The organism is Actinomadura fulvescens (genome assembly GCF_039533225.1).
In the GTDB taxonomy this organism is placed as follows: domain Bacteria; phylum Actinomycetota; class Actinomycetes; order Streptosporangiales; family Streptosporangiaceae; genus Spirillospora; species Spirillospora fulvescens.
The window spans coordinates 402903-415874 of sequence record NZ_BAAATD010000009.1; the positions used below are offsets into that span (position 1 = coordinate 402903).

Annotated in this window: 8 protein-coding genes and 1 pseudogene; 7 read left to right on the forward strand and 2 right to left on the reverse strand. The window is 68.3% G+C overall.

The window, feature by feature from the left end; genetic code table 11:
• Window positions 1-964: 964 nt before the first annotated feature.
• From ABD333_RS47635 to ABD333_RS31795, 3 genes are all read left to right on the forward strand, one after another.
• Window positions 965-1345, forward strand: a complete 381-nt coding sequence (locus ABD333_RS47635) for an Rv3654c family TadE-like protein (RefSeq protein ID WP_410558552.1) — start codon at window positions 965-967, stop codon at window positions 1343-1345.
• A 206-nt stretch (window positions 1346-1551) separates the two neighbouring features.
• A complete protein-coding gene (locus ABD333_RS31790) occupies window positions 1552-2835 on the forward strand; it encodes a hypothetical protein (protein ID WP_344546221.1) in 1284 nt (427 codons plus the stop codon).
• Window positions 2836-2940: 105 nt separating this feature from the next.
• Window positions 2941-3354 (forward strand): DUF6338 family protein, encoded by a 414-nt coding sequence (locus tag ABD333_RS31795; protein WP_344546247.1) that lies wholly within the window; start codon window positions 2941-2943, stop codon window positions 3352-3354.
• Between the two features lie 375 nt (window positions 3355-3729).
• Here ABD333_RS31795 and ABD333_RS31800 read toward each other — a convergent pair whose 3' ends face one another.
• A complete protein-coding gene (locus ABD333_RS31800; protein ID WP_410558557.1) occupies window positions 3730-6588 on the reverse strand; it encodes a Zn-binding domain-containing protein in 2859 nt (952 codons plus the stop codon).
• Window positions 6568-6813 (reverse strand): annotated as a pseudogene (locus ABD333_RS47640) (helicase); the annotation flags it as partial. The pseudogene ABD333_RS47640 and the gene ABD333_RS31800, both read right to left, overlap by 21 nt.
• 241 nt (window positions 6814-7054) lie before the next feature.
• Here ABD333_RS47640 and ABD333_RS31805 point away from each other — a divergent pair.
• From ABD333_RS31805 to ABD333_RS31820, 4 genes are all read left to right on the forward strand, one after another.
• Entirely contained in the window at window positions 7055-7408 is a 354-nt protein-coding gene (locus tag ABD333_RS31805; protein WP_151559424.1) for an STAS domain-containing protein, read from the forward strand.
• Window positions 7409-7419: 11 nt separating this feature from the next.
• Entirely contained in the window at window positions 7420-7860 is a 441-nt protein-coding gene (locus ABD333_RS31810; RefSeq protein WP_344546223.1) for an ATP-binding protein, read from the forward strand.
• A 668-nt stretch (window positions 7861-8528) separates the two neighbouring features.
• On the forward strand, window positions 8529-9365 hold the full coding sequence (locus ABD333_RS31815) for a hypothetical protein (protein WP_344546224.1): 837 nt from the start codon (window positions 8529-8531) through the stop codon (window positions 9363-9365).
• Between the two features lie 965 nt (window positions 9366-10330).
• Window positions 10331-12811: a sodium-translocating pyrophosphatase gene (locus ABD333_RS31820; RefSeq protein WP_344546225.1), complete on the forward strand. Its 2481-nt coding sequence runs from the start codon at window positions 10331-10333 to the stop codon at window positions 12809-12811.
• Window positions 12812-12972 lie beyond the last annotated feature (161 nt).

Genomic DNA, 12972 nt, shown 5'->3' on the forward strand with positions numbered 1-12972 from the left:
TGCCCTTGCGGGTCGCCGACTCGCAGGCGAGGCCCTCTATGAGTCGCTGGTCTGCAGGTCAAAGGCTCTACTGTCCGCCGGTCCGCAGGCCATCTTGATTGGGCCGCCGGTCCGTATGCCAGCGCCTGTAGGCCTGTGCGGTCGCAGGCCTACAGGACGCTGTGGATCGCCGGTCAGAGGTCAGACGCTCTCGGAGTGATCCGGACTGTAGGTCAGGCCTCTGCCCGGCCATGGTCGTAGGCCAGGCGCCGTTACGTGTCGCCAGCCTGCAGGCCAAGGCGTCTGCGAGCCGCTGGCCTGCAGGCCAGACCTCGACCGGTCGCCGGTCCGCAGGTCGCGTTTGCGGGGCGCTGGTTGCGGGCCGAGGCTTCTGCGGGTCGCTGGCCTGCGGGCCAGGGCCTCTGCGGGTCGCCGGTTGGCACGTCAGGGCCTCTCCAAGTCAGTCCACAGGTCGGTGCCTCAACGGGTCGTCACCTTTCGCACGTCGCCTCGACGGGCGGCTGGTCCGTAAGTCAGGGGCACCGCGGGTCGCCGAGACGTAGGTCAGGCCTTCTGTGTGTCGCTGGCCTGGGTACCGGGGGCTCTACCGGTCGCTGGTTCGTGGGGTGGTGCCTTTGTGGGGCGCCGGTCCGTAGGTCCCTTTGCGGGGGCGCTGGTCCGTAGGTGCGGGGCGCGGGTCGGCAGGTGACTGGCCGTGGGTGGTGTTGCTGCGGGTGTAGGCGCTGGTGTTGCCGGGGGCTGAACGATCGTGGTGCGGCTGCGTTCGTTGTGGGCCGCCGGGTGCAAGCTTTCCCGCCCGGCTCTACGGCCCGGCCTGTGGCATGCCAGTACTCGGGCCAGTGGTTTGTCGGTCACTGGTCGGTGGGTCGCCGAGAGGTGGTCCGTAGGTGACGCGTATGGAGTTCGGCCGGCACGGGCCAGTGCCGGGTCATGGCTCGCTGTTCAGAGGGGCGGTGAATTCGCAATGCGACGGGCCTGCAAGGCGGGTGGGGATTGTGGGTCTGGGGCGGTTTGGGTTGTCGCCTTTATGGGGGTGGTGTGGGTGGCTGCTTTGACTGCCATGGCTGTGGGGAGCGTGCGGGTGGCTCGGCATCGGGCGGATGCGGCTGCAGATCTTGCGGCACTGGGCGGGGCTGCTCGGGTCGCGGAAGGGAGGGCCGCCGCGTGTGGGGCGGCGGAGATTGTCGCGGTGAAGGCCGGTGGGCGGTTGTCGGCCTGTGGAGTGAAGGGGAGAGTCGTCGAAGTAACGGTGACGGTGGTGCTTCAGGTGCCGATCGCGAGGGATGCCCTGCGGGTCTCCTCTCGGGCCAGGGCTGGTCCTGTGGAGGTGGAAGGCGTATCCTGATCCATCTCGGAGGCTATTGAACAGACTGACAATAAGTTCCGGGAGGGAGTGAACGGCCAGGTGGAGCCTCTTTGTCACCGTTCTGTGACGTTCGATACCAGCTGGTACGTTACGCTGCCGTAAGCCCAGACTTATCGCGAGACACGGCGGCCGCCCTCGCCCCCGAGGGGCGCCGGGTAACGCCGTTCGACGGAGGGATTTGCTCTGTGACCAGGATTCGCAGGATCGGTGCGGTTGTACTCGCGACTGGATCTGCCGTCCTGGGTCTGCCCTTGGCCGCGGATGCCGCGACGACCAGTGTGCTGACCCCGAGCAGCGGCTCGGTGATCCGGAGCGGTTCATCGGTGACCGCCAGGGCCCATTTCGACTTCGCGTTCTCTATGGAGCTGCGCGTCAAGACGCCCGGTGGGGGCGACACGTTCCTCACCAAGAAGGGCATCTCGGGCGATCTGTCGGCTCCCATCTATCTGGAGCGCAACGGTCGTTACACCGTCTATCTCGTGGGACGGCCGTCCAACAAGGTGTACGACACCAACACGTTCACCGTGGCCATCCCGCCGGCGCGGCCCAGCGGAGTGTCGGCCTCGGTCTCGGGCGGCAAGCTGAACGTTCGCTGGAACCTGGGTCTTGAGAACGACCTCTCTGGTTACTCGGTCAGGGCGGGCAGTGTCGGCTCCAGGTCGGGATCGGCCGGCAAGTTCTGTTCGGGGACCAGCTGCTCGGCCAGCTTCACCCTGCCGAGCGGGACCACTGGAAGCGTTCCGATCAGCGTCACCGCCAGCCGGCCCAGCGGTACGGGCGGCTCGCTCTACTCGGGCGCCGCCTCGGCGAGTGCCAACGCTGGAAGCAGTGGTGGCGGTGGCAATACGACGCCACCGCCCGGTTCGACCGCCCCGACCCCTCCGCCTGGGACGGGCCCGACGCCGTCCACGCCGCTGACCCCGTTCAACAACCAGTCGCCGATCACGCTGCCCTCCGTACAGCCCAATGGCGCGACGCCGGGGTTCACCTATCCGACGCCGCAGGTGCTCGACCAGGCGAACGCCAAGGCTCAGCCTGTCTCGGCCACCAGCAGCCTGCAGTGGGGCAAGAGCGTGGGAATCGCGCTGGTGCTGTTGGTCATCGCTGCTCACCTCGGCACATGGACGCGTCGCCTTCGCGTTGCGCAGGCAGGTGTGAGCAGTAAGGGCATGGCAGCCCGGATGGCTCGTGGCGGCACAGGCCGCAAGCGGGTCAGGAAGGCGCGCGAACGGATCGCCCGCGCCGAGGCTGTGGCGAAGACCGCCACGCTGCCTGCGGTAGGCGAGGCAGGTGCGCCTGGAGATACGGCTGTGCTCAAGACGCCGGCGTCCGATGCGGCGAGCGCCAAGTCTCCGAGCAGACGTCGCCCGGCGACGCTCGGCAAGCGGACTGACGGCGTTGACGTGCAGATCGCCAAGCCCGGTTCGCCCGCTGAGGGCCGTCGCGGTCGCAGGCGTAAGAACAAGTAGGAACTTCGGCGACGCCTGGCGGCGTGAGCGTTCATTCGGAGGCATGATCGGCGAAGTTGTGGCGGCCGTTTTGTGGAGGGTCTAGGCTCCCTAACCAGCTGAGATCTGCCTGATCGCCCGGATTGTCGAGAGGAGATCCTCCGCATGGTCTTCCTGGGTCTGGCCTTGGCGGTCGCCGCCATCGTGGTCGCTGCGGCCGTGGTCATGGACAACACCGGAGACGCTCAGATCAGCGCGTTCGGCGACACCGTGCCGGGGGTGACGGCCGAATGGCAGGTCTTCTTGGCGGGCGCGGTGGTCGCCATTCTGTTCATGGCGGGCACGACCATCGCGGCGTTCGGATTCAACCGGTCCGTACGAGTGCGCCGTGAGCTGCGAGAGCTGCGCGAGGAACACGAAGAGTCGATCCATACCCTCGAACTCGAGAAACGCCAACTTCAGCGTGAGCTGGCCCGCTTCCGGCAGGCCGCCCCTCCGAGCGTGGCCGAGCCCGGACGTTCCATCCCCACATCTCGCTGAGGTGTTGGCAATCCCTCTACTTTTGTGGGGGTGTGCGCCTCCCGTATGTGTGGCGGGCGTGCGGCCTTCCGGAATTTCTGTAGTGGTTGTGCGGCCTTCCGCACGTCTGTACCTGTGTGCGGCTTCCCGCACGTTTGCGGCTATGTTCGGCCCCTGCGCACGTCGGTAGGGGAAGTGTGGCTTCCCGCGCGTCTGTGGCTTGTCTGCGTTTCCCGTGTGTCCGCAGTGGGTGTGCGGTTTCCCGTGTGTTGTGGCGATGGGCGGCTTCCCCGCGTGGTGGCGGGTGGGCGGCTCTCGTACGTCTCTTGCGGGCGTGTTCGAGTGGCGGACGGATGAGCTGATGTTGATGGGCGGCGGGGAGTCGTTCTGCCCTCTTTAGGAGGGGGCTTGGCGGAGCAGTTCGGCTAGGAGGGTCAGGGCGCCGGCTTTGTCCAACGGGTCGTTGCCGTTACCGCATTTGGGGGACTGGATGCACGACGGGCAGCCGGAGTCGCACTCGCATGACTCGATCGCGTTGCGGGTGGCGCGGAGCCATTCGGCGGCGTCGGAGTAGCCGCGTTCGGCGAAGCCCGCGCCGCCCTCATGTCCGTCGTACACGAAGACCGTCAGGAGACCGGTGTCGGGATGGACGGCGGTGGAGACGCCGCCGATGTCCCAGCGGTCGCAGGTCGCGAAGAGTGGCAGCAGGCCGATCGAGGCGTGCTCGGCGGCATGGGCCGCTCCGGCGAGGTCCAGGTCGCCGAACGAGTCGATCTGCTCTTCTGAGAGCGTCCACCACACGGCACGTGTGCGGAGGGTGCGCGGTGGGAGGTCGAGAGGCTTTTCGCCGAGCATCTCGCCGGTCTGGGTCCGGCGCATCTGGTAGGCGACGACCTGGCGCGTGACGTCGACCGTGCCGAAGCAGAGCGTCGCCTCGCCCCACGCGGTGGTACGGAGGCGTTCGGCGATGGTGATGTCGGTGACGTCGCGCGCGGTGGTCGAGTAGTCCGGCTCCGCGGGTTCGACGAGTGCGACCGAGTCGTCGAGGTCGAGTGTTTGGACGATGAACGACTCGCCCTGATGGATGTAGACGGCACCTTCGTGAACGGTGGTGTGCGCCGATGCCTCGTCCACGGTCCCGAGCAGGCGGCCGGTGGCGGCCTCGACGACCTGGATGGGCGCGCCGCCCGCGCCGCGGATGTCGGCGAGGTCGCAGGCCCTCTCGCGCCGCGTCCAGTACCACCCGGCCGGCCGGCGCCGCAGGAAGCCTCTGCGTACCAGGTCGGGGAGGAGATCGGCGGTGGACGGGCCGAAGAGCTCGGTGTCCGCTTCCGTGAGGGGGAGTTCGGCCGCGGCCGCGCAGAGATGGGGTTCGAGGACGTACGGATTGTCGGGATCGAGCACGGTCGCTTCGACCGGCGTACCGAAGATCGCCTCGGGATGGTGGACGAGGAAGGTATCGAGCGGATCGTCCCGGGCCACCAGGATGGCGAGCGCGGACTGGCCGGACCGTCCCGCTCGTCCGGCCTGCTGCCAGAGGGAGGCGCGTGTGCCGGGCCAGCCGCAGACGAGGACCGCGTCCAGGCCGGAGACGTCCACTCCGAGTTCGAGGGCGTTGGTGCTGGCTAGGCCTACGACGGAACGTGTACGGAGGGCGGCCTCAAGCGCGCGCCGTTCCTCCGGGAGATATCCGGCGCGGTAGGCCGCGACCTGGTCGGATAGTTGAGGGGCTACTTCGCCAAGCGCGCGCTTGGCGCTGAGGGCGACCGACTCGGCGCCGCGTCTGGAACGTACGAAGGCAAGAGTCTGAACGTCCTCGACGACCAGATCGGCGAGAAGGTCGGCGGTCTCGGCGGTGGCCGTGCGCCTCACGGGCGCGCCGTGCTCGCCGCGCAGGTCGGTGAGCGGTGGTTCCCAGAGGGCGAACGTGGCGGGGCCGCGCGGTGAGGCGTCGTCGGCGACGGCGACCACGTCCAGCCCGGTCAGGCGGGACGCGGTGGTCGCGGGCTCGGAGGTGGTCGCCGAGGCGAGGATGAAGACCGGCGACGACCCGTACCGCGCGCAGATCCGTCGCAGTCGGCGCAGCACCTGCGCCACGTGCGAACCGAAGACACCCCGGTAGCCGTGCGCCTCGTCGATGACCACGTACTGCAGGCGGCGGAAGAACGCGGTCCAGCGCGAGTGGGACGGCAACATCGAACGGTGCAACATGTCGGGGTTGGTGAGCACGTAGTTGGCGTGCTGCCGTACCCAGGTGCGCTCGTCCGGCGGGGTGTCACCGTCGTACGTCGCCGCCCGTAGGCGAGTCAGGCGCAACGACCGCAACGCTCGCAGCTGGTCGGCGGCGAGCGCCTTCGTCGGTGAGAGATAGAGGACGGTGCCCTCGGGATGCCGCCTTACAGATCGCGAGCGGGGTGGTGTGCCGGAATCACGTTCGGTGGTGGCTGAGATCGCCCTTCCGGTGTTGGTTGTGGCCTTGGTGTCGGCCGACATTCTGGCTTGAACGGGGAAGTCCGCCGCCGCCGCCACCGCCGCCGCCGCCACCGCCGCCGCTGCAGCTGCAGCTGCAGCTGCAGCTGCTGCAGCTGCGCCTTCGGCGTTGATCGCGCTCGCGGCTTCCGCATGGGCCGTAGTGGCGCTCTCGCCCGCGTTCGCCTTCGCGCTTACGCCCTTGGCGCCGGTGGTGTCCTCGCCCTTGGCCGCGGTGGCGTCCTCGGCCTTGGCGACGGTGGTGTCCTCGGCCTTGGCGGCGGTGGCGTCCTCGGGTTTGGGCGCGGTGGCGTCCTCGGCCTTGGCGGCGGTGACGGCCTCGGGCTTGGGCGCGGTGGCGGCCTGGGCCTCGCTCGCGGTGGTGTCCTCGGCTTTGGCGACGGTGGTGTCCTCGGCCTTGGCCGCGGTGGTGTCCTCGGCCTTGGCGGCGGTGACGCCCCCGACCTCGCTCGCGGTGGTGGCCTCGGGCTTGGGCGCGGTGGCGGCCTGGGCCTCGCTCGCGGTGGCGGCCTCGGTCTCGGTCGTGTCCTGGACCTCGGTGTTTGTGGACGCCTTGGAGCTCGTGTCCCGGGCGGGTGCGGTGGGAGGTTCGCCGGGCCTCGCCGGCGGGACGATCCGTTCGTCATCGGGGTCGGCCGGCGCCGGAAGCTGTTCGCCTACGGCTGAACGATGGTCGTCGTCGGTCTCTTCGCCGTAGATCGCGGCGATGGCCGGAAGCAGGTAGGCCAGCGATTTCCCGGAAGCCGTGCCTGTGGCGATGATCACAGAACGGCCCGCGCGGGCGTGCTCGGCGGCGGCGGCCTGATGTTCCCAGGGAGCTTCGATGCCCGCGGCGGTCAGCCTGTCCACCAGCAGCTGCGGAGCCCAGCTCGGCCACGCGGCGCGACGTCCCTGACGTGCGGGAACACGCTCGACATGGGTGATGCGGTCGCGACGCGTGGGGTCGGCGAGAAGCCGTTCGAGGGGGCTGCGAGATCTTTGAGGGGACATCAGGTTTTCAGTTTGCCAGTCTGGGCAGAAACCCGGGAACGCCCCGGCGTTAGAGCTCCCCTGCCCCCTGCCCTGACAGGCGGATCAGCAGGTCAGACGGGATCGCGCGAAGTTTCGCCCGAGTGGGCGATAACGTGCGTACGCGGCACCGGAGCGTGATTGAATCACGGCGGAGTCTCGTTGCCCTCGAACCGCCGGGGGGTATGGGATCAGAGTTTTGCGGTACGGCGCTGGAGGATCTGTGGACCTGAAGGTGAACGACTACACCACTGACGATGGCCTGACGGTCATCAACGTGGAGGGCGAGATCGACGTCTACACGGCGCCGAAGCTTCGCGAGAAGCTCATCGACCTGGTCAACAAGGGCAAGTTCCACCTCCTCGTGGACATGGAGAAGGTCGAGTTCCTCGACTCCACCGGTCTCGGTGTGCTCGTGGGCGGTCTCAAGCGAGTGCGCGCGCACGACGGCTCGCTGGAGCTGGTCTGCACGCAGGAGCGCATCCTCAAGATCTTCCGGATCACGGGGTTGACCAAGGTCTTCGGCATCCACGACTCGATCGCCGAAGCACAGGAGAAGCGCAAGGGCGCCAAGTAGCGGTTGCGCAGATGGCGACCGTTGAGCTCTCTTTTAGCGCGCTGCCGGTACACGTCCGGACGGCTCGGCTGATCGTCACTGCGGTGGCTCGCCGCAGCGGTGTGGCCGAGGCTCTCCTCGACGAGGTACGGCTCGCGGTAGGCGAAGCGTGCTCGCGTGCCGTGGAGGCGCATCGCAGGCACTGCCCGGACGAGCCGGTGCGGTTGGAGTTGAACGGTGCGGGGAGCCGGTTCGAGGTCGTGGTGAGCGACACCGTTCCGGGTGACGACGCCGCGGGCGGCCTTCCCCCGGTCGCGGCGCCCAACGAACCCGACTTCCTTCTCGGCGACGGCGCGGCGGAGCTCGGCTTGGCCGTCATCGCCGGGCTGGCCGACGACGTGGAGATCGAGTCGACTCCCAAGGGCGTTCAGATCCGCATGAGCTGGCCCGCCCAGGCAGGCGCCCCGGCCTGAGCCGGAACAGACCCGAAAACAGAGGCCCCGCCATCGGCGGGGCCTCTGCGCATGTCCGGCCTCCTGCCCCCGTCGAACTGCGGTAGCCGAACGGGTCGGACGCGTAGTCCCGGGCAACACCCACACCCGCAAGTCCGCGTGGCATCGCCCAGCCCTACAGGATGCGACGCACGAGCCGAGGCCACACGAAACCCGATGACGAGACTTCCGAGTACCTCCCAGTTGTACTGAGCGAGTACGCGCTTGCGATCGGTGCGGGGCTCATCCTGTTGACCGCACTCCTGCGTGCCCACCGTCAGGCGGCATCGCGGCACGCGAGAATGGCGAGCTTTTTGGCGGCCGCGGTCTTGCGGGAGCAGAGTGAAGCGCACGCGGGCGCACGCGTGCGCCGCTCCGAGCTTCTGCGTGCCGCGTGGAAGCGGCCGGACGCGTACCGCGGGCGGTGCGGTGGACGGTTATGGGATCACTCTTGCGGGGGAAGGTGCCGGTCCCCGCGGGGGAGGTTGGTGGACTGCGGCTTCTGAAGACTCGGGATCATGAGTGTTCAGGATGGGGAACGGGGTGTGCCGGTCGATGGGCAACCGCTCGTCGGGGCGCGGTGGAGTACTGTGCGGCGGTTCGCGGGATATGGGGCGGCCTCCGCACTGTCGCTTTATCTCCTTGTCAAGATGATCTGGGTGGTCGCCGGACTGCTGGGCCATGGGTCCGAGGTCGGTGGCGCTGAGTGGATCATGCTGAACGTGGTCACGGTGGGGATGGCCGTGATCGGAATTGGGCTCGCCCTGGCGCTCACCCGGCCGTTGGGCCGCAGAATCCCTGCCGCGCCGCTGGTGCTGGTGGCGTGGGTGGGGACCGGCTTCCTGGTGCCGATGATTCCGTTCATGCTGCTAAGCGCGGCACTGGGAGGCTCGGGCGGCGATGACGGCGAGAGCACGATGCCGGCCTGGGAAGGGGTCTTCATCACCATCGGCTTCGCCGGGATGGCCGTGGGGCTGGCGATCGCCTTTCCGATCTACATGCTGGAGCGCTTTCCGGACGTCTTCACAGGGCGGCTCGACGACGGCCGTACGAATCCGTCACAACGCCCCGTCCTGGTCCGGGGCGCGGTGGTGGTGAGCGCCGTCCTGGGAGTGCTGTGGTTCGCGTGGGCCTTCGGCGGAACGTTCGGCCTCGAACCCGACCGCCGCGATCTCGTGGACCGGAATGCAAGGCTGTTGATGGGCACCTGGGGGACCGCGGCGTTGGCCGCCGCCACGAGCGTTCACCTCATCGTTCGTCGCCACGCGCCGCGAGTGCCTCGTTGGCTTCTCACGATGCCGGCCTTCGTCGCGTCCGGATCGTTGTTCGCCTGGAACGCCTGGAAGCTGCCACTGGCGCTGTTGAAACCCGGCGACTATGAGACTCCCGAGTACCCCCCAGTCGCACTGATCGAGTACGCCCTGGCGATCGGTGCGGGGCTCGTCCTGTTGACCGCACTCCTGCGTGCCCACCGTCAGCCGGCATAACGCGTTCGCATGTGGGGTGGGCGGCCACTGCAGTCGTTGCCAACGGCTCCGCTCGGATCTACCTGGCACACGGGCTCCCTCGCTTTCTGCACAAGTGGAAGTTCCTAACCTGCGTGGTCGGCCGAACCAAGGCTGCGTACTTGACCGGCGGGGGCCGAGCACGGGAACGGGCAATCGGCAGTTAGGGCGAGCTGCATGCAGGCAGGGCGGGGTGCGCAGGTGGCGCGGTGGGTTGGGCGTTGGGAAGTCGTGCTTCGTGTGGGGAGGGCCGGGCTGCGCGGAGGCGGTGTGCGGGCAGGGTGGGCTGGGACGGGTTGTCTACGGCGGCTGTGTTGCGCGTGGGCTGCGTATGGAGGGTCATGCAGTGCGGAGGGGTTGGGCTGCGCGGGGGCGGTTTTGCTGTTTATCGGGTAGGGCCGCTGTACGCGGGACAGGTGGTCTGCGCTGGGTGATTGGGCGGGTGGGATCGCGGGGCTTGTTGGGTGGGGGTTTGTTACTGGTGTGACGGTTGTGAGAGTTGCGGTTAATGGGACCCCGGTGAGTGGAGTGGAAATCGGTTGTGGGATTGTCTTTCAAGTCGATCTTCGATTGGGGTTTGGGGTGGTAGTTAATTGCTGTTAGGGGGTGTCTGAAAGTGGCGGGCGGGGTGGCTGGGGGGAACGTCCGGTTGCTGGTGGGGCGTCCGGGACGTGTCAAGATCGACAGGGGGTAGAGTTGGCTGACCCGGGATGACCTGCGGAGATTCTGTTTCTCGGCACTTTCAGGTCAAATCGCGGCGTAAAGTCGATTGCTTTTTCATTTCGGCCTCGTTAAGGAACCGACAGGCTTCTAATCCAGACGTGGCGTGCGTAGACTCCCGGCACCCGCGTTGCCGTTGTGAGGCGTCAAATCGCTCTCCGCGGGGTACGCGGTAGAGATCGTCTTTTTGGCGATCGAAGATCGCACGCCCCTGTCGAGGAGGACGGATGTCTGGGCTTTCCCTGTCAAGCCCGGCCAGCGCAGAAGTGGATCTCGGCGGCGGCGACCTCACCCTGGTCGTCGTCGTCGGTGTGGTCGCGCTGCTGGCACTGGCCGTCGCCGGAGGTCTGGTACGTGAGGTACTGGCCGCCGGTCAGGGCACCGAGAAGATGCAGAGCATCGCTCGGGCCGTGCAAGAAGGCGCCAGCGCCTATCTGAAACGCCAGTTCCGCACCGTTGCCGTCTTCGTGGTGCTGATTCCGCTCGTACTGCTCCTGCTTCCCGCCGATTCGACCGGGGAACGAATCGGGCGTTCGGTCTTCTTCGTCATCGGTGCCGCGTTCTCGGCCATCACCGGGTTCGCCGGCATGTGGCTCGCCGTGCGCGGCAACGTCCGGGTCGCCGCGGCGGCCCGTGAAGAGGGCGGCGAGAAGAAGGCGATGCGCATCGCCTTCCGTACGGGCGGCGTCGCCGGAATGTTCACGGTGGGCCTCGGGCTCTTCGGCGCCGCCGTGGTCGTGCTGGCCTACAAGGGCGACGCCCCGAAGGTCCTGGAGGGATTCGGCTTCGGTGCCGCCCTGCTCGCTATGTTCATGCGAGTCGGCGGCGGCATCTTCACCAAGGCCGCCGACGTGGGCGCCGACCTGGTGGGCAAGCTCGAGAAGGGCATTCCTGAGGACGACCCGCGCAACGCCGCGACGATCGCCGACAACGTGGGCGACAACGTCGGTGACTGCGCCGGAATGGCGGCCGACCTGTTCGAGTCGTACGCGGTCATGCTCGTCGCCGCCCTCATCCTGGGTACGGCGGCGTTCGGCACCGAGGGCCTGGTGTTCCCGCTGATCGTGCCGATGATCGGCGTGATCACCGCCGTGATCGGGATCTTCGCGGTGGCGCCCCGGGACAAGGACCGCTCGGGCATGTCGGCGATCAACCGCGGCTTCTTCATCTCGGCGATCATCTCGGCCGTGCTCGTGGCCGTGGCGGCGTTCGCCTACCTGCCGTCCTCGTTCGAGGAGCTGGCCGGCGTCACAGACCCGAAGATCCTCGCCCTGGACGCCAACCCGCAGATCGTCGCGCTCGGCGCGGTGATCATCGGCATCGTGCTGGCCAGCGCCATCCAGCTGCTGACCGGCTACTTCACCGAGACCACCCGCAAGCCCGTGAAGGAGGTCACCGACAGCGCCCGGACCGGCCCGGCGACGGTGATCCTCTCCGGTATCTCGCTCGGCCTGGAGTCGGCGGTCTACACCGCGCTCGTGATCGCCGGCGCGGTGTACGGGGCGTTCCTGCTCGGCTTCGGCAACACCACGGTCGCGCTGTTCGCGGTCGCGATGGCGGGCACCGGCCTGCTGACCACGGTCGGCGTCATCGTGTCCATGGACACCTTCGGCCCGGTCTCCGACAACGCGCAGGGCATCGCCGAGATGTCCGGTGACGTGGACGGCGAGGGCGCCGCGGTGCTCGAACGCCTCGACGCGGTCGGCAACACCACCAAGGCGATCACCAAGGGCATCGCGATCGCGACGGCCGTGCTGGCGGCGACCGCGCTGTTCGGCTCGTTCCGGACCACCGTCGTCAGCGCGCTGGCCGACGCCTCCGACGACGCCAAGGACGCGCTCGGCGACTTCGCGGTGTTCAGCATCTCGATCGACAGCCCGAACGTGCTGATCGGGCTGATCATCGGTGCGGCCGTGGTGTTCCTGTTCTCCGGCCTGGCGATCATGGCGGTCAGCCGGGCGGCGGGCCGAGTGGTGGTGGAGGTGCGCGAGCAGTTCCGCACCAAGCCCGGGATCATGGACTACACCGAGAAGCCCGACTACGACCGGGTCGTGGACATCTGCACCCGCGATGCCCAGCGCGAACTGGCCACGCCGGGACTGCTGGCCATCATGACGCCGATCGCGGTCGGCTTCGCCCTCGGGTACGCGCCGCTGGGCGCGTTCCTCGGCGGCGCGATCGCGTGCGGTGTGCTCATGGCCGTCTTCCTCGCGAACGCGGGCGGCGCCTGGGACAACGCCAAGAAGCTCGTCGAGGAGGGTTACCTCGGCGGCAAGGGCAGCGAGGCCCACGAGGCCACGGTGATCGGTGACACGGTCGGCGACCCGTTCAAGGACACCGCCGGTCCGGCGATCAACCCGCTGATCAAGGTGATGAACCTGGTCGCGCTGCTCATCGCCGACGCCGTCGTGACGTACGCGGGCAACATCCCGCTGCGCATCGGCGTCGCCGGGGGCGCGGTGATCATCGTTGTCGGCGCCATCCTGCTCTCCAAGCGCCGTGCCGACCCGATCGGTTCCGGTGAGGGCCAGCCGGCGGTCGTCGGCGGGACCACGACCGGCACCCTTCCGGGCGCCGGGGCCGGCGGCGAGGTCGAGTCGGGCTCGGCGGCGCCGCCCGCCGAGACCACCGAGGACGGCGAAGCCGGTGAGACGCCGCCCAAGCCGCGTCCCGATTCCGACCGCGAGTCGTCCGCCAACAAGGCCTGACCCGCGACACAACCCCGAAGGGGCCGGTGGCACCAGCCACCGGCCCCTTCGCCTGACCGGGGTGGGGTGCGGAGGCACGAGCGGAGCGGTCGTACGCTGGACGCGGATCCGCTCGTGTTTCGGTCGAAGCACCACTCGTGCCTGACCTAGACCAAGCACGA